Raw genomic sequence first — 15907 nt, 5'->3', positions numbered from 1 at the left:
GTAAGACGAACACCCGATAGTCGGATGACCGCGACGAATATGACAGCGCAGCGTTACATCTGCCGGAAGCGGCCGGCAAAGCCGCGCGACAGCGGCAGCACGTCGGCGCACTGTTTCAGATGGACCTGCTGCCGGCCCAGCAGGTCGCGATGGATGCGCGCAACGGCGCCGAGATTGACGATGACCGCCCGGTGCACCTGGGCGAAGCGCTGCGGATCGAGCTGCGGCAGCAGGTCCTTCAGCGGTGTGCGGATCAGGTGGCGCTCGGTCGCGGTGACGACGTTGGTGTACTTGTTGCTGGCCTCGAAATACAGCACCTCGTCGAGCGCCACCAGCCGGGTGGTGTCGCCGAGGCCGACGGTCAGCCACGCGAGGCTGCTTGCCGCCGGGGCCGGATTCAAAGCCGCGAGCGCGGCCTGAAGGTCGGGCGGTGCCTGAGTCTGGCGTTGCAGCCGGCTCACGCATTGCGCCAGTCGCACGTCGTCGACCGGCTTGAGCAGATAGTCGATCGCCGCGTGTTCGAACGCGCTCAAGGCGTACTCGTCGTAAGCGGTGACGAAAACGACGCGGGTATCCCGTGCCGCCTGCGCAACCTGCAGCCCGGTCAGCCCTGGCATGCGGATGTCGAGAAAGGCGAGGTCGGGCCGGTGCGCGTTCAGCGCGGCGACGGCTTCGACACCGTTGGCGGCGACGGCGACGATGTCCAGTGCCGGCCACAGCGCCTTGAGCCGCGCGGCCAGACTGGCGGCGAGCAGCGGTTCGTCGTCGGCGATCAGTGCGGTCGTCATGGCTGCGGCTCCCTTTGCAGCGGTAGCGTCAGTTCGGCGATCACGCCGCGCGGCGGATTCGGGTACAGCGCCAGCCGGCCCTGCTCGCCGTACAGGCTGGCAAGGCGCTGGCGTACGTTGGCCAGACCGATGCCGTCGCCGTTGCCTTCGGCGTTCAGCCCGAGCCCGGTGTCGCGGACGGTCAGCGTCAGCAGGCCGTCGTTGTTGCGGGCGCTGACGACGATCTCGCCACCGTCGACGGCCGCTTCGATGCCGTGTTCGAGCGCGTTCTCGACCAGCGGCTGCAGCAGCAGTGGCGGCAGCAGTGCATCGCGCAGCGTTTCGGCCACGTCGATCCGGTAGCGCAATCGTGCCTGCAGCCGGATCGCGGCGATCGCCAGCAGCGGCTCGACGATCTGCAGCTCGTCGGCCAGCCGGGCCCGCGGCCGGCGCGTGCGGCCGAGGCTGGCGCGCAGATAGCCGTTCAGGTGGTCGAGCATCGTCTGGGCCAGCGGCGGGTCGGCGGCGATCAGGCTGCGGACGTTGGCAAGCGTGTTGAACAGGAAGTGCGGTTCGATCTGCGCCTGCAGCAGCGCCAGCTGCGCGGCGGTTTCGGCCTGATGCAGTTCGGCGGCGCGGCGCTGTTCGGCAGCCAGTGCGGCGCGGTCCCGCGCGGCGCGGAAGTACAGCACGATCACCAGCGTTGCCGTGCCGGCCAGCAGCAGGCAGCTGGCAAACAGCCGCCAGTTGCCGAGCGGATCAGTCAGTTGCGCGGTGACGTCATGGACGCCGAACAGCGTCGCCAGCTTGAAGCCGGACCACAACCCGAGCGGCGTCGCGACAACGTGGCTGAGGACCTTGGGCAGGCCGAACGCGCCGGCCAGCTCGTACAGTGCCCAGATCGACGCGCCGATCGCATTGGCGATCACGACGTTGTCGAACAGGCTGCCGGGGCCGCCCATCGTCGTCAGCAGCAGGGCGATCACCTGGTTGACGACGAACAGCAGCCCGAGCTCGTGCCAGAACGGCTGCGGATGCATGTCGGCGGAACAGCTGCGGAAGCGGAACGATGTCATTCGGTTTCGACCGTGAACGGGGGCTCAGAAATAGTGGCTCAGCAGCGCCTGCCAGATCTGCCGCTGCGGCAGGCCGCCGTAATTGCTGCGGGTCTCGCCGGCATCGTACTGCCATTGCAGCGCGATGTCGGTATCGTCGCCGTGCCAGCGCGCTTCCAGCCACGACAGCCGGCTGTCGTCGATCAGGTCCTGGCGGACGAAGCCGCTGAGGTCGACGTGCCGGATCAGCGCGTCCTGCCACTGCGCGTACAGCATCGCCGCGTGACGCGTGGTCAGGTCCTGCCGCTGCGCGGCGAGCTGGCGGTAGCGCACATAGGCCGGGAGCGGGCCGCTGCGCAGCGCGCTCCATCCGGCATCGTCGAGCGCGGCGCCGTCGTACTGGTATTCGAGCGTCAGCGTCACCTTGGCTGCAGCGGTCCATGTCAGGCCGGTGCTGGCCGCGTTGCGGAAGGCGGTGTCGTCGATGCCGGCGGCGCGGCCGGCAACGCTTGGTTGGCGACCGCCGGCCCATTCGGCGTAGACGATGGTGGCGTCGCCGAGCAGCACGCTCCAGTTCAGCCCGAGCTGGGTGGTGTCGGCATCGTGATACAGCAGCAGTTGCGGGTTCAGGTTGCCGCCGTGATCGTTTCCAAAAGACTGGCTGACCGCAAGCAGCCAGCGGTCCTGCGGATTGCTGGCGCCCCAGTCCGGGTTGAACGCGTCGTCGCTGGGACTGTCGGCGAGCTTCGGTGAATACATCGCCGTCAGCGATCCGCCGTCCCACAGCTTCTGGCCGCGCAGCATCACGCTGCCGAGGCGGTTCTCGCGAAGGCTGGCCGGGTTGACCGACGTGACCGAGCGCAGCGCGCCGACCTTGAAGAAGTCGGTCGGGTTGTAGCCGAAGCCGGCGCCGTAGCGGGTATTGATCCGGCCGAGGTCGAGCAGCAGGTCGGTGTCCGGCTGCCAGCCCAGATACAGCTCCTTCAGCGTGTTGACGCTGCTCTGGTGGCCGCCGGTGCTGCGCAGGTCGAGCCGGTCAGCGAACACGAAGCGCCAGTCGTCGTGAAAGCGCCGGTCGATCCGGCCATCGAGCGACAGCCGGGCTTCGGCAGGCTGGTCGTTGAAACGGTATTGCGCGCTGGCGCCGGCAAGTTCGGTCAGGAAGCGCCAGTCCCGCGTTGCCGTTTGCGCATCGGCGGTCGCATCGGCGAGCGCCAGCGCGTCGGCATCGCCGCCATCGGCGTGCGCGACGGCGGCGGCCAGCAGCAGGGCCAGCGGCAGGGACTTCATTGCGGCTTGAACCTCGGCAGGAAGTCGCGCTGCAGCCAGCTTTCCGGCACGTCGCGCCATGCGTAGTCGGCAAAGCGCATCACCGTCACCCAGTTCGGGTCGAGGCCGTCGATGATCACCGTTTCGGTCGGACGGTTCACGCCGAGCTGCTGCTGGTAGCGGCGGTAGTAGGCGGTCTTGAGCAGGCTGCCGCTCTCGGCGTAGAAGCGTGCCTTCACCGGTTGCTTGTTCGCTGCGTCGATCCACATCTCGATCCGGTGATAGGTGACGTCGGGCGTCTTTGCTTTCAGCTCGAGCTTGTAGGCGTGGCGCTGCTGCTTGTCGCCGTCGCCGACATCCTCCTCGGCGGCGACGCTGGCGCTGTAGTCGCCGGCGAGGTTGACGGTGACGACGTCGCCGTTGGCCGCCTGACCGAGCAGCCGCTGTTGCGGCGAGATGCGGATCGTCGCCTTGCTGGCCGGATCGTAGAACCACAGGTCGTTGCCGCTCTTGAGCATCAGCTTGTCGGCGTCGCGCTTCGGCGCGATGAAGCGCAGCAGGCTGCGGAACTGGCCGCTGTTCGCGTCGGCACTCGAATACACGGCCAGCGTGCTGGTGTCGGTCTGCTTGCCGTTGCGGTACTCGATCAGCGTCGTCGTCAGCCCGAACGGCTTGTCCGGATTGCGCACCGCATCGCTGGCGGCGAGCAGCGCCTGTGCGTCGGGGGCGGCGTGGGCGAGGGCAGCGACGACCAGGGTTGCGACTGCAAGTAGCGGCTTCATGGCATGGTTCCGGAGGTTTGTTCAAGTGGCGAGCGAGCCAAAGCGGGCCGGTTTCACCCGAAGCGCAGCAACCGGAATGGACATGAGGTCCATGAGGATTGCGAGCATCGGATGAAGCCGGGATGCGCAGGCGCAGCCGCCAATTCAGACATGACGCAGGGCGTCGACGATTTCCAGTCTGGCCGCACGCCTTGCCGGCCACCATGCCGAGATTGCGGCGATCAGGCTGAGGCCGATCGCGGTCAGCACGATCATCCGCGGTTCGCCCCAGACGCGGACGGTCAGCGGCACCGGTTCGACGTTGCCCGGCGGCAGCCAGGTCAGCCCGGCGTGGTTGATCAGCCACGCCAGCGCCAGCGCGACCAGCACGCCGAGACCGCTGCCGACGAGGCCGAGCAGCAGGCCTTCGAGCACGAACAGCCGCCGCACGCCGCCCCGGCGCAGGCCGATGGCGCGCAAGGTACCGATCTCGGTGGTGCGCTCGATCACCGCCATGCTCATGGTGTTGCCGACGGTGAACAGCACGATCACGCCGATCAGCAGTGCGATGAAGCCGAAAATCGCGCCGAACATGCCGACGATCTGGCCGTAGCTCGGGTTCAGTGTCGCGAAATCGAGCACCGCCAGCGGCTGGTCCGGTGCAACTTGTTTGAGCAGGGCGGTCAGCCTTTGCTGTGCGGCCGGCAGATCGGCGCTGTGCTTCAGTTGCACGACGATCGCCGTCGCTTTCGGTGCGTCGGCACCGTAGATCAGCCTCTGTGCCGCGCCGAAATGCAGCTGCACGTACAGGTCGTCGAGTTCCTTCACGCCCTGCGCCTCGGCAGCGACGACGTCGAGCCGGGCGACGTTCGGCGCGCCGTGGGCGTTGGCTGCGAGCAGTTCGACCTGGTTGGCCGTGCGCGGCGATCCGGCGCCCGACGCCCCGGCAGTGTCGGCGGCGAGCGCGGTGATGTCGGCCGGTGCGTCGGCGCCGTCCTGTTTCGCCGGCTGCGGCGACGGGCAGTTGGCCACCTTGAGCGGCCCGCACAGCTGCAGCACGCGGGCGACGCCGCGGCCGATCACCGCGGCCTGCTCGGGCGTGCCGGTGAGCTTGAGCGTTTTCGGCGTCAGCACGAAGCCGTAGTCATTCCAGCGCCGCATCACGTTCTGGTCGTCGATGACGACACCGTTGCCGATCACCGTGCGCGACACGCCGGCGGCGTAGTTGCCGGCAATGCCGCCGAGGCTCAGCGTCGGCGTTACCACGGTGACCAGCGGTGCCAGCTGCGGATCGGCCTTGATCGCCGCGATCAGCCGGCCGTAGCCGGCGATGCCGTAGGCCGCCGGGTTGCCGGTGCCGAACAGGAAGTAGTCTTTGTGCTGCACTTGCAGGTGGCCGCTGCGCTGGACGAAGCCGGTCTGCAGGCCGAGGTCGATGTTGCGGGCATAGCCGCCGAACAGCAGGATGGCGATGGCACCGACGATCATCGCGAACAGCGTGGTGATCGAGCGGCGGCGGTTGCGGGCCAGGTTGCGCGCAGCCAGTTGCAATGTGTTCATTTCGGATCTCGGCGGCAATCAGAGGGCAAACAGGGTGTGGTGCAGCCAGCGGTCCGGTCCGAAGACCGCGAACAGCCCGGCGACGACGGTGCCGATGTAGGCGCCGATCACGTAGCGGCGGTGCGCGGCGATATGGCCGGCGCGGACCCGGACGATCGCGGCCCACAAGCACCACAGTACCCACAGCGACAACAGGTGGATGGGGCCGAAGCCGACGACCCGGCCGGGCGCGGCACCCAGACCGAACGACGACAGCGCGACCACCAGCATCGCCAGCACCCAGCTGCGTCCGAGCCAGCGGTGCCGGTCACCGCCCTTGGGCAGCGCCAGCTGCACGCCGCCGGCAAGCATCGCCCAGCTGGCGGTGGCGAGGTGGAGCCCGCCGATCGGAGTCAGGATGGCGCTCATGGCAGGCGGTGGCTCAGGTCGCGAACGACCTCGGTGATCACGCCGTCGCGGATGTGCACGGCGTCGTCGGCCTGGGCCAGCACCTGCGGGTCGTGCGACGAGAACACGAAGCTGGCCTTGTAATCGCGCTGCATCTGCCGCATCAGCGCGAGGATTGCTGCGCCGGTGTGGCTGTCGAGGTTGGCGGTCGGCTCGTCGGCGAGCACCAGTTGCGGACTCGTCGCCAGCGCCCGGGCGATCGCGACGCGCTGGCGCTGGCCGCCCGAGAGCTGGTTCGGCCGGCTGTGGGCCTTGTCGGCGAGGCCGACCGCGGCGAGCAGCTCGTCGACCCGGCGGCGGCGCTCGGGCTTCGGTGCGCCGGTCAGCAGCAGCGGGTACTCGACGTTCTCGAACGCCGTCAGCACCGGCAGCAGGTTGAAGTTCTGGAACACGAAGCCGAGCCGGCGGGCACGGAAATCGGACAGCGCGTCGTCGTCGAGCTGCGCCAGATCCTGGCCGTCGACGACGACCCGGCCGCCATCGGGGCGGTCGATGCCGCCGATCAGGTTCAGCAGCGTGGTCTTGCCGCTGCCCGATGGCCCGGACAGCACGGTGAAACGGTTGGGATGGATTTCGAGATCGATGCCGGTCAGCGCGGGGACATCGACCTGGCCGAGCCGGTAGCGCTTGCCGACGCCATGCAGCACAACGGGATTCATCACGGTTCTCGCAGCGGTGGACTGGCTTCAATCTAAACGCTGGGCGAGGGGATTACCGTGTCATGTGACCGGGCGTCACCGGCTGCGACGAAATGCAGCCGGCGCCGACGAATTGTCCGGGCCCGCAGGCACGAAGCCGGATGCAATCCTGGTCAGCCGGCCTGCAACGCCTCCCGATCCAGCAACGCTTCCTTGCGGGCCAGCCCCCAGCGGTAGCCGCCGAGGCCACCGTCGCTGCGCACGACGCGGTGGCAGGGGATCGCCACCGCGAGCGGGTTGGCGCCGCAGGCATTGGCGACGGCGCGCACCGCTGCCGGCTGGCCGATGCGCTCGGCGATCTCGGCATAAGTGGCGGTATCGCCGGGCGGAATCGCCCGCAGCGCCTGCCACACACGCTGCTGGAACGCGCTGCCGCGGATGTCCAGCGGCAGGCTGGCGCCGATTTCCGGTGCGTCGATCAGGCCGACGACGCGCGCCATCCAGCCTTCGAACTCGGCATCGCCCCCGATCAGCACGGCTTTCGGAAACACGTCCTGCAGGCGTTGCAGCAGGGTGTCGGCGTCGTCGCCGAGTTCGATCCGGCACAGCCCGGTGCGCGTGGCGGCGACCAGCAGCGCGCCGAGCGAACACTGGCCGATGCCGAAGCGGATTTCCTCGCCGCTGCCGCCAGCGCGAAACCGCTGTGGCGCCATACCGAGCGTGGCTTCTGCACCGGCGTAGAAACGGCTGGTGGCGTTGAAGCCGGCGTCGAACACGGCGTCGGTGACCGAACGCCCGGCCGCCAGTGCGGCCTGGACCCGGCGGGTACGCTGCGCGGCGGCGTAGGCCTTCGGCGTGACGCCGGTCAGCGCCTTGAACTGCCGGTGGAAGTGCCACGGACTCAGGCCCGCCACTGCCGCCAGCTCGGCCAGCGGCGGCGGTGTTTCGGCAGCATCGATCTGCCGGCAGGCGGCGGCAATCAGGGTTTCGATGGCGGACGACACGTTGGCGGACATGGGGGGCTCCGGGGCGGATACGACGCTTATAGCATTGCGCGGCCGGGTGCTGCGCGCTTCCCGGTTCTTGCGGCCGGATCGCGGCCAAAGAAAAACCCGTCCGGAGACGGGCTTCAAAGCAGTGCGGGGTTGTTAACTGCTTGTTGTTCAGCGGCGCGCTGCGTCGGCCAGCCGGCGGGCGGCGTCGGCGGCGGTCATCCGGTCGTCCTTCCAGTACGCTTCGATCACGTCGAAGAAGCCGAGGCGAACGTTGTCCTGCATCGCCATGTTGTGGGCCCACGACGGCACCAGCACGCCCGACTGCGCGGCGCTGGCGAAATCGCGTGCCGACTGGCGCGAGTAGTCGTCGAAGCGGCCGAGATCGACATCGGTGCGCGCCGGGATGTTGCCCTTGTGGAAGTTGAACGCTTCCTGGCCTTCGCGGCTCATCAAGAGCGACACGAAGTCGCGCTGCGCGGCGGCGCGGCGCGGGTCGGTCTGCCTGAACATCGTCAGCGTGTCGGCGGCAAAGCACCAGTCGCCGCTGTTGGTCGGTGCCGGCCAGCACAGGTAGTCGGTACCCTGCACCTTTCCGCCCTGGGTGAACTCGCTCTTGGCCCAGTCGCCCATCAGCTGCATGGCGGCGCGGCCGTTCATGACGTCGGCAGTGGCAAGGTTCCAGTCGCGGCCGACCGAGTCCGGCGTGATGTAGGACTTGAGGCGCTTCAGCGTTTCCAGCGCGGTGATCATCTGCGAGCCGGTCAGTGCGCTCGGGTCGAGCTTGCTGAATGCCGACAGGTAAAACGGCGTACCGCCGGTGCCGAGCGCGACGGCTTCGAACACGGTGCCGACCTGCCAGCTCTGTTCCGAGTGCGCCAGTGCCGGGATGCCGGCGGCCTTGAGCTTGTCGGCCATCGCGAAGAAGTCGTTCCACGTGCGCGGCGCGGTCAGGCCGAGGCGTTTGACGATGCCGGCGTTGACCCAGAGCATGTTGGTGCGGGCGACGCCGAGCGGCACGGCGACGTAGCGGCCGTCGTGCTGGATCATTGCGTCGAACACCGCCGGCAGCGAGCTGGACCAGCGTTCGTCGCGGGCGACGCCGGTCAGGTCGGCGCAGACGCCGTCGCGCGCCCAGTTCTGGATCTTCACGCCACCGATGGCCGCCGCGGTCGGCGCGTCGCCCTGGCTGATGCGGCGCTGCAGCGTTTCGGTCGGGTTGGCGCCGCCGCTGGCGTCCTTCCAGTGGTGGCCCTGTGCGTTGAGCAGCGCCTTGATTTCGGACACCGCGCGGGCTTCGCTCGATGCCATCCAGCCGTGCTGGACTTCGATGTCGGCCAGCTGGAAGCGGCCGACGATCTCGAGCACCTTGGCCGCACGTTCGTCGAGCGCGGTCAGCGACTGGCTGGCGTTGTGCAGCGCCGAGTCGGTGGCCTGCGCCATGCTGTTGATCTGCTCGGCCGACTGCGCCATCGTCGTCGTGGCCGACGACTGTTCGCGCGTCGCGTCGGCGATTTCGCGTACCACGTCGACGACGTGGTTCATCTGTTCGGCGATCTGCAGCATGTGCGTGCGGGCCTCGCCGGCGCGCTCGACACTCTGGCCGACGCGCTGCGAGGTGTAGGCCATGTTGTCGACGGCGCTCTGGGTTTCCTTGCCGACGGTTTCGATGCGCTTGGCGATCTCGACGGTGGCCTGGCCGGTGCGCTCGGCGAGCTTGCGCACTTCGTCGGCGACCACGGCAAAGCCGCGGCCGGCTTCACCGGCGCGGGCGGCTTCGATCGCCGCGTTCAGCGCCAGCAGGTTGGTCTGGTCGGCGATGTCGCGGATCACGCCGATGATGCTGCCGATTTCCTGCGAACTCTTCGACAGGCCGTTCATCGTCGCGCCGAGCGAGGTCATGGCCGTGGCCACGTGGCCGACTTCCTCTGTGACGCGCTCGACCGCCTGGGCACTGTCGGCCGATTGGCGGCTGGTGTCGGCCACGGTGGTGTCGACATCGTTGGCGTGCTCGGCAATGTGGTTGATGCTGACGGTGATCTCTTCGACCGTCGCCGCCGACGCGGCGGCGAAGTCGGATTGCGTCCGGGTGTCCTTGGCCATCTGGCCGGTCAGCGCGGTCAGCTCGTGCAGGCTGATCGCCAGCGCTTCCATTTCGCGCTGGGCTTCACGCAGCGCGTGCTGCTGCCGGGTGACGAACTGGTTGAACGCTGCGGCAATCTCGCCCGCGTCGCCGGCGCCTTCCGGCGCACGGACCGACAGGTCGCCGTCGCGGTTCAGCGCATCGAGCGCGTCGCGCAGGCCTGCGATCGGATTGAGCATGCGCCGCGCCAGCCAGAAGGTGCTGCCGCCAAGCAGCGCCAGCGCGACGACGGCGATCGTCCACGCGACGCCGTCGGGCTGGGCGCCGCCGGCAATACTCTGATAGCCGAGCAGGGCGCCGAAACCGGCGACCCCGATGGCGCTGGCGATGCCGGCAATGCGTTGGCACATCGACATGGTTGTTTCCTCCCATTCGTCCCGGACCGGACGAATATCAATCTTTACTTATGCGATTCATTCTAACCCTGTGTTTTGCCGTGGCGCTCAAGGATGTAAGCAATGTTGCGAGAATGTGACCTTGATCTAACTCAAGCAGCATAAAAGCGCCGAAATGGTGCATTTTTCGTAAGACGCTTGAAATAAAGCCAGCAAAGCCAAGGCCATGCACCACCGCGACCATGGCCGTAATGCGCCCGGCGGCATAAAATTCCTGCTGGCCCAAACCAGGATGTCCGATGACCGCGCCGGTGATTGTCTCGCTGCTCGATACCGATCTGTACAAGTTCACCATGATGCAGGAGATCCTCCACCATCAGCCGGAGGCCCGTGCCGAGTACGGATTCAAGTGCCGCAACCTCCCCGACGTGCCGCTGTCGCGCTTCATCGCCGAGATCGATGCCCAGCTCGACCAGCTGTGCACGCTGCGCTTTGCCGAGGACGAGCTTGCCTTTCTCGGCGGCCTGCGCTTCATCAAGTCCGACTTCATCGACTTCCTGCGGCTGTTCCAGCTGCAGCGCAAGTTCGTGTCGGTGTCGGTCCCCGACGACGATCCGGACGGCCTGCGCATCCAGATCAAGGGGCCGATGCTCCACTGCATGCTGTTCGAGATCTACTGCCTGGCCATCGTCAACGAGGTGTATTTCCGCCACGTCGATCAGGCGGCAGCGCTCGCGGTCGGTCGTGAACGGCTGGCTGCCAAGATCGCCTTGCTGCGCGACTTCGCCGCCGAGCCGGTGCAGCGTTCCGCTTTCGTCTTTTACGATTTCGGCACCCGCCGGCGCTTTTCGCGTGCATGGCACGAGGAAGTCGTCGCGACGCTGGCGCGCGAGGCGCAGCCGTATTTCCGCGGCACCAGCAATGTGCTGCTGGCGATGCGCTACGGGCTGACGCCGATCGGCACGATGGCGCACGAATACCTGCAGGCCTTCCAGTCCTTCGGTTCGCGTTTGCGCGATTTCCAGCGCAATGCGCTCGAACACTGGGTGCACGAGTATCGCGGCGACCTCGGCATCGCGCTGACCGATGTCGTCGGCACCGACGCCTTCCTGCGCGATTTCGACCTGTACTTCTGCAAGCTGTTCGACGGTTTGCGTCACGACTCGGGCGATCCCTATGCGTGGGGCGAGAAGGCGATCGCCCACTACCGGGCGATGAAGATCGATCCGTGGACCAAGCAGCTGGTGTTCAGCGACGGCCTCGACCTGCCGCGCGCTTTTGCGTTGTACCGGCACTTTGCCGATCGCGCGCTGACGAGCTTCGGCATCGGCACCGACCTGTCCAACGATTGCGGCCAGACGCCGCTGCAGATCGTCATCAAGCTGCTGTACTGCAACGGCCAGCCGGTCGCCAAGGTCAGCGACACCCCGGGCAAGGGCATGTGCGAGGACGTGAATTTCCTCAACTATCTGGGCGACGTGTTCAGCCTGCAGCGCTGAGCCGGCCTATTGCTCCAGTTCCTCCGCTGACCGAATTCCGATGCCAAGACCCGTCAAACCGCCGCCTTCCACGCCGACCTTCGGCCTTGCCCGCACGCTCTCCAAGCTTGGCTACTGTTCGCGCAGTCAGGCCGAGGCGCTGGTGCTCGAGAAGCGGGTGTCGGTCAACCGCAAGATCGTTACCGATCCGGAACGGCGCGTGCGCGCCGACGACGAGTTGCGCGTCGACGGCCGGAAGGTCGCTGCCACCCAGCACGTCTACCTGATGCTGAACAAGCCGCGCGGCCTCGTCACCACGGCGGCGGACGAAGCGGGTCGCGACACGGTCTACCAGTGTTTCGACGGGGCGGCGCTGCCGTGGCTCGGCCCGGTCGGCCGGCTCGACAAGGCCAGCGAGGGCCTGCTGCTGTTCAGCAACGACACCGGCTGGGCCGCCGGGCTGACCGATCCGGCGTCGCACCTCGACAAGACCTACCACGTGCAGATCGACCGGCTGCCCGATGACGCGCTGCTGGCTGCGATGCGCGCCGGCATCGTCGACAAGGGCGAGAAGCTGCTCGCCAAGCGCGTCGAGGTATTGCGTGCCGGCGAGAAGCACGCCTGGCTCGAGGTCGTGCTCGACGAGGGGCGCAACCGGCATATCCGCCGGCTGCTCGAAGCGCACGGCGTCGGTACGCTGCGGCTGATGCGCGTCGCGATCGGCGCACTGCAGCTGGGCGACACCGCCAAGGGTCAGTGGCGGATGCTGAGTGCCGCCGAAGTCGCGGCACTGACCGTGTCAACCAAGAGTCGGCCGGCGCGTTAAGCGTCGACGATACACAGCGGGACGTTGTGTTGAGCAGAGTTGCGGGCGACCTACCGGGTCGCCCTTTTTTCGTCCGCGCCGCGTGGACGGGGGCTCAGCCGGCCAGATGGCCAAGGCCATGGCGGCCCAGCAGCAGCGCCGTGTCATGCAGCGGCAGACCGACGACACCGGTGAAGCTGCCGGCCAGATCGGCGACGAACAGCCCGCCCAGACCCTGGATGCCGTAGGCGCCGGCCTTGTCCATCGGCTCGCCGCTTTCCACATACCGGGCGATTTGCGCATCGCTCAGCGCCATGAAGGTCACCCGGCTGGCCGACACCACCACGTCGACGCCGGCGCTGGTACGCAGGCCGACGCCGGTCAGCACGTCGTGCGTGGTCCCCGACAGCAGCTTCAGCATCCGCGTCGCGTCGACCGCATCCGCCGGCTTGCCGAGGATGACGTTGCCGAGTGCGACCGTGGTGTCGGCCGCGAGCACCGGCCGTGGCGCCAGCCCTTGCGCCAGCATCACCGCCCAGCCGGCCTCGGCCTTGGCGGCAGCAAGGCGCCGGACGTAATCGTGCGGGGGTTCGTTGTCGAGCGGAGTTTCGTCGATCTCGGCGCTGATGCGCTCGAACGTGACGCCGGTGTGGCCGAGGAGTTCGCGGCGGCGCGGGCTGCCGGAAGCGAGGTAGAGGTCGGTCATGCTGGTCCTGTGAGGGGGTGCTGCCGTGGGGCGTGGCTCACGGTCGGCTGAAACTGATTTGCAGGCAATTATATCGATTTTGACTTTAAAAAAACATTGAAAGTATTGGTGGGGCTGTCGGGCGAATATCTGTTTCATTCATGAAAATTGCGTAAGAATTTTCTTGTGCAATACCGATAGAATTTCCAAGGTCGTGTACTAGAGTATTTTTGCTGGGGATCGATATCGGATTACCCGGTAATCCACTTTTTCAGTCAATTGTTAATCGGTTTGATAGGAGATGGTCATGGCAGGAAAAATCACCTTTTGGGAAGGCAATGGCGCGACTCAGGATCAGGTGGGTAATACGCTGAATGGCGGCGCAAATTACAACATCGATTGCAAGAGCGGCGATCATGGCTTCAGCAATGACGAAGCACGTTCGCTGAAGCTCGAAGGCATTCCCGGCATGACTCTGATCAAGGTCTACGACAGCCCGTCGGCCAGCGAGGGCGACGACTGGTCCAAGATCCTGATCAAGGGCCCCATCTCCGGCGCGGTCATCGTGCCCAGCTTTAATAGCAGCGCCAATTACGACAATGGCAATGTCGTTGTTACGACCAAATACGTCAATGGGCTGGACGGGAAAATCTCGAAAATCCTGATTGATTATCTGGAGTGACCTGTATTGCGAGGTATGCAATGACGGTGGCGGTGGGGCGAATTTCATTCGGCCCGCCGCATTGATTCGACCGATACGGTATTGCTGTCGGCATATTGCTACGCAATTGAAACGGATTGCTGCAGTCCCTGTCGAATTACTGCCATTTTCCTTCCGGAAAACCGATTTCAACGCCGAGCGCGGGCAGCCGTGCAGCGTAAAGCGGCCGGGCGACGTGCGCTTGGCGTTGCCTAACAAGTTGCGTACCCGTCCAGGCTCACTCGCGGTGGTAGGGGTGGTTGTGCAGGATCGAGTACGCCCGGTACAGCTGTTCGGCCAGCAGCACCCGCACCATGCCGTGCGGCAGCGTCATGGCCGAGAGCTGCAGCAGCTGGTCGGCGCGCTGCTTGACGCTGGGGTCGAGGCCGTCGGTGCCGCCGATGATGAACACCGTATCGCGGCCGTCGACGTGCCAGGCCTTCATCTTCTCGGCCAGCGCCATCGTCGTCCAGTTGGCGCCGCGCTCGTCCATCGCCAGCACGCGCGCGCCCTGCGGAATCGCGGCGAGGATGCGCTCGGCCTCTTCGGCCATGACCTGCTGCGGCGTCTTGCTGCCGGCGCGCTTGTCGGGCTTGAGTTCGATCAGCTGCAGGGCGAACTCGCGCGGCAGCCGTTTCTGGTATTCGCCGAATCCGTCTTCGATCCAGCCGGGCATCTTGTGGCCGACGGCAATGATGATGAGCTTCATGGCTGTGTTCCGCCGGTAAAATGGGCCGATTTTACGCGTTGCGAGTTCCCCCTTGGTGCCCAATCAGGTTTCCGACTTTCCGGCGGCGCCCGCCGGGCTTGCCCCGGCCGACCCGTGGCAACCGGCCGTGCTGCATGTGGTGGCGGATTTCGTCGTGGCCTACAAGCCGCCCGGTCTGCACTTTCACCGCGATGGTGACGTTCCCGGTCTGGTCGAGCGCGTTCGTGATCTGTACGGCGCGGCACTGTGGCCGGTGCACCGGCTCGACGCGATCACCTCGGGGCTGATCGTGCTGGCGACTTCAAGCGATGCGGCCGGCGCGTTCGGCGAGCGCTTTGCCGCGCGCGAGATGGACAAGGTGTATCTGGCGCTGTCCGACCGCAAACCGGCCAAGAAGCAGGGCGAGATCAAGGGCGGCATGGCGGCCGGCCGTGGCGGCAACTGGCGGCTGACCCGCGAGGACGCGTTGTTCGCGAGGACGCGATTCGTCAGCGCCAGTGTCTCGCCGGGGCTGCGGCTGTATGCCCTCAAGCCGTACACCGGCCGGACCCACCAGTTGCGGGTGGCGATGAAGAGCATTTCGGCACCGATTCTCGGCGACGCCCGCTATGGCGGTAGCGAGGCTGACCGCGGTTACCTGCACGCCACGCTGCTCGGCTTCGACTGGGATGACGGTGCACACGCCTACCTGTGCCCGCCCTGCGCCGGCAGCCTGTTCGTCAGTGACGAATGCCGCACTGCACAAGCATCGCTGGGCAACTTACGGACAATCTGGTCCGGCTAGGCCGGTTGTCAGCGACGAGCGTCCCGTTGCATTCCGCGTCATATTCTCGCGGGCATGCCGCCGTCCGAGCGGCGCCCCATAAGAGGATGGAGACGATGCAATATCACCGCATTGCGGCCGCGCTCGCGGTCGCCGTCACGGCGCAGGCGTACGCCGCCTACCCGGCGTGGCAGGAAGGCCAGACTTACACCGCCGGCACGTTCGTGTCTTACAGCGGTAGCGATTACCAGGCGCTGGTGACCCACACCGCCTACGTCGGCGCCAACTGGAACCCGGCTTCGACCCCGACGCTGTGGGCAAAGGTCGCCAGCGGCACCCCGACCCCGGCACCGACGCCGGCCCCCACGCCAGCCCCCACGCCAGCGCCGACACCGGCACCAACGCCGGCGCCGACTCCTGCGCCGACTCCTGCGCCGACGCCCGTTCCCACACCTGTACCGACGCCAGCGCCCACCCCGGCTCCTACGCCGGCACCGACGCCGAGCGGCTGCGCGGCGTGGTCGAGCACGGCGGTCTACACCGCCGGTCAGTGCGTGAGTTACAGCGGCAAGACCTACAAGGCCAAGTGGTGGACGCAGAACAACATTCCGGGTGCCGACCAGTACGGCCCGTGGGAACTGCAAGGCGGCGTGACGCCGACTCCGACTCCTGCACCGACGCCTGCTCCGACTCCGGCACCTACCCCGGTTCCGACGCCGACGCCTGCCCCGACTCCGGCACCTACCCCGGTTCCGACACCGACGCCTGCCCCGACCCCGGCACCTACCCCGGTTCCGACC

At 67.0% G+C, this 15907-nt stretch carries 17 protein-coding genes; 5 read left to right on the top strand and 12 right to left on the bottom strand.

Going from position 1 to position 15907, the window contains the following annotated elements:
- Nucleotides 1–53 precede the first annotated feature (53 nt).
- The 10 genes from JMJ54_RS18220 to JMJ54_RS18175 form a co-directional block, all read right to left on the bottom strand.
- Nucleotides 54–788 (bottom strand): LytR/AlgR family response regulator transcription factor, encoded by a 735-nt coding sequence (locus tag JMJ54_RS18220; protein WP_203539964.1) that lies wholly within the window; start codon nt 786–788, stop codon nt 54–56.
- Complete coding sequence (locus tag JMJ54_RS18215) at nt 785–1843, bottom strand: sensor histidine kinase (RefSeq protein WP_203539963.1); 1059 nt, start codon at nt 1841–1843, stop codon at nt 785–787. The genes JMJ54_RS18220 and JMJ54_RS18215 overlap by 4 nt, the downstream gene beginning before the upstream one ends.
- Before the next feature lie 24 nt (nt 1844–1867).
- Nucleotides 1868–3112 carry a hypothetical protein gene (locus tag JMJ54_RS18210; RefSeq protein ID WP_203539962.1) on the bottom strand — a complete coding sequence of 415 codons (1245 nt, stop codon included), beginning with the start codon at nt 3110–3112 and terminating at the stop codon, nt 1868–1870.
- Nucleotides 3109–3873 carry an outer membrane lipoprotein-sorting protein gene (locus JMJ54_RS18205; RefSeq protein ID WP_203539961.1) on the bottom strand — a complete coding sequence of 255 codons (765 nt, stop codon included), beginning with the start codon at nt 3871–3873 and terminating at the stop codon, nt 3109–3111. Before JMJ54_RS18205 ends, JMJ54_RS18210 begins: the two co-directional genes overlap by 4 nt.
- A 144-nt stretch (nt 3874–4017) precedes the next feature.
- Nucleotides 4018–5412 (bottom strand): ABC transporter permease, encoded by a 1395-nt coding sequence (locus JMJ54_RS18200; protein ID WP_203539960.1) that lies wholly within the window; start codon nt 5410–5412, stop codon nt 4018–4020.
- 18 nt (nt 5413–5430) lie between these two features.
- Nucleotides 5431–5820 carry a DUF2306 domain-containing protein gene (locus JMJ54_RS18195; protein WP_203539959.1) on the bottom strand — a complete coding sequence of 130 codons (390 nt, stop codon included), beginning with the start codon at nt 5818–5820 and terminating at the stop codon, nt 5431–5433.
- Nucleotides 5817–6518: an ABC transporter ATP-binding protein gene (locus JMJ54_RS18190; RefSeq protein ID WP_203539958.1), complete on the bottom strand. Its 702-nt coding sequence runs from the start codon at nt 6516–6518 to the stop codon at nt 5817–5819. Before JMJ54_RS18190 ends, JMJ54_RS18195 begins: the two co-directional genes overlap by 4 nt.
- A 152-nt stretch (nt 6519–6670) precedes the next feature.
- Nucleotides 6671–7513: a methylated-DNA--[protein]-cysteine S-methyltransferase gene (locus JMJ54_RS18185; RefSeq protein ID WP_203539957.1), complete on the bottom strand. Its 843-nt coding sequence runs from the start codon at nt 7511–7513 to the stop codon at nt 6671–6673.
- 147 nt (nt 7514–7660) lie between these two features.
- The gene (locus tag JMJ54_RS18180; RefSeq protein WP_203539956.1) at nt 7661–9988 is read right to left on the bottom strand and encodes an extracellular solute-binding protein; all 2328 of its coding nucleotides are present in this window, start codon (nt 9986–9988) and stop codon (nt 7661–7663) included.
- Between the two features lie 37 nt (nt 9989–10025).
- A complete protein-coding gene (locus JMJ54_RS18175) occupies nt 10026–10253 on the bottom strand; it encodes a hypothetical protein (protein WP_203539955.1) in 228 nt (75 codons plus the stop codon).
- 13 nt (nt 10254–10266) lie between these two features.
- On the opposite strand from JMJ54_RS18175, the gene pncB reads away from it, so the two are divergent.
- Together pncB and JMJ54_RS18165 are read left to right on the top strand one after the other, a co-directional pair.
- Entirely contained in the window at nt 10267–11466 is a 1200-nt protein-coding gene (gene pncB, locus JMJ54_RS18170) for a nicotinate phosphoribosyltransferase (RefSeq protein WP_203539954.1), read from the top strand.
- Between the two features lie 40 nt (nt 11467–11506).
- Nucleotides 11507–12271 (top strand): pseudouridine synthase, encoded by a 765-nt coding sequence (locus tag JMJ54_RS18165; RefSeq protein WP_203539953.1) that lies wholly within the window; start codon nt 11507–11509, stop codon nt 12269–12271.
- A 94-nt stretch (nt 12272–12365) separates the two neighbouring features.
- Here JMJ54_RS18165 and JMJ54_RS18160 read toward each other — a convergent pair whose 3' ends face one another.
- Nucleotides 12366–12956 carry a Maf family protein gene (locus JMJ54_RS18160; protein WP_203539952.1) on the bottom strand — a complete coding sequence of 197 codons (591 nt, stop codon included), beginning with the start codon at nt 12954–12956 and terminating at the stop codon, nt 12366–12368.
- Between the two features lie 286 nt (nt 12957–13242).
- Here JMJ54_RS18160 and JMJ54_RS18155 point away from each other — a divergent pair, with 286 nt between their 5' ends.
- Nucleotides 13243–13617 (top strand): hypothetical protein, encoded by a 375-nt coding sequence (locus JMJ54_RS18155; protein ID WP_203539951.1) that lies wholly within the window; start codon nt 13243–13245, stop codon nt 13615–13617.
- Nucleotides 13618–13873: 256 nt separating this feature from the next.
- On the opposite strand, the gene rlmH is transcribed toward JMJ54_RS18155, so the two are convergent.
- Nucleotides 13874–14344 (bottom strand): 23S rRNA (pseudouridine(1915)-N(3))-methyltransferase RlmH, encoded by a 471-nt coding sequence (gene rlmH, locus JMJ54_RS18150; RefSeq protein ID WP_203539950.1) that lies wholly within the window; start codon nt 14342–14344, stop codon nt 13874–13876.
- Nucleotides 14345–14399: 55 nt separating this feature from the next.
- On the opposite strand from rlmH, the gene JMJ54_RS18145 reads away from it, so the two are divergent.
- Nucleotides 14400–15128: a pseudouridine synthase gene (locus tag JMJ54_RS18145; RefSeq protein WP_203539949.1), complete on the top strand. Its 729-nt coding sequence runs from the start codon at nt 14400–14402 to the stop codon at nt 15126–15128.
- A 95-nt stretch (nt 15129–15223) separates the two neighbouring features.
- Nucleotides 15224–15907, top strand: a 684-nt coding sequence (locus JMJ54_RS18140) for a carbohydrate-binding protein (RefSeq protein WP_239000194.1), incomplete at its 3' end; no start/stop codon positions are given.

The sequence above is a fragment of the Jeongeupia naejangsanensis genome (genome assembly GCF_016865585.1).
GTDB lineage: Bacteria > Pseudomonadota > Gammaproteobacteria > Burkholderiales > Chitinibacteraceae > Jeongeupia > Jeongeupia naejangsanensis.
This window is presented reverse-complemented; position numbering and strand designations above follow the sequence as displayed.

Excerpts from the sequence above, each read along its gene's own strand:
- JMJ54_RS18180 (WP_203539956.1), bottom strand. The coding sequence starts at position 9,988 with ATGTCGATGTGCCAACGCATTGCCGGCATCGCCAGCGCCATCGGGGTC.
- JMJ54_RS18190 (WP_203539958.1), bottom strand. The coding sequence starts at position 6,518 with ATGAATCCCGTTGTGCTGCATGGCGTCGGCAAGCGCTACCGGCTCGGC.
- JMJ54_RS18220 (WP_203539964.1), bottom strand. The coding sequence starts at position 788 with ATGACGACCGCACTGATCGCCGACGACGAACCGCTGCTCGCCGCCAGT.
- JMJ54_RS18205 (WP_203539961.1), bottom strand. The coding sequence starts at position 3,873 with ATGAAGCCGCTACTTGCAGTCGCAACCCTGGTCGTCGCTGCCCTCGCC.
- JMJ54_RS18195 (WP_203539959.1), bottom strand. The coding sequence starts at position 5,820 with ATGAGCGCCATCCTGACTCCGATCGGCGGGCTCCACCTCGCCACCGCC.
- rlmH (WP_203539950.1), bottom strand. The coding sequence starts at position 14,344 with ATGAAGCTCATCATCATTGCCGTCGGCCACAAGATGCCCGGCTGGATC.
- JMJ54_RS18200 (WP_203539960.1), bottom strand. The coding sequence starts at position 5,412 with ATGAACACATTGCAACTGGCTGCGCGCAACCTGGCCCGCAACCGCCGC.
- pncB (WP_203539954.1), top strand. The coding sequence starts at position 10,267 with ATGACCGCGCCGGTGATTGTCTCGCTGCTCGATACCGATCTGTACAAG.
- JMJ54_RS18165 (WP_203539953.1), top strand. The coding sequence starts at position 11,507 with ATGCCAAGACCCGTCAAACCGCCGCCTTCCACGCCGACCTTCGGCCTT.
- JMJ54_RS18155 (WP_203539951.1), top strand. The coding sequence starts at position 13,243 with ATGGCAGGAAAAATCACCTTTTGGGAAGGCAATGGCGCGACTCAGGAT.
- JMJ54_RS18185 (WP_203539957.1), bottom strand. The coding sequence starts at position 7,513 with ATGTCCGCCAACGTGTCGTCCGCCATCGAAACCCTGATTGCCGCCGCC.
- JMJ54_RS18210 (WP_203539962.1), bottom strand. The coding sequence starts at position 3,112 with ATGAAGTCCCTGCCGCTGGCCCTGCTGCTGGCCGCCGCCGTCGCGCAC.
- JMJ54_RS18215 (WP_203539963.1), bottom strand. The coding sequence starts at position 1,843 with ATGACATCGTTCCGCTTCCGCAGCTGTTCCGCCGACATGCATCCGCAG.
- JMJ54_RS18160 (WP_203539952.1), bottom strand. The coding sequence starts at position 12,956 with ATGACCGACCTCTACCTCGCTTCCGGCAGCCCGCGCCGCCGCGAACTC.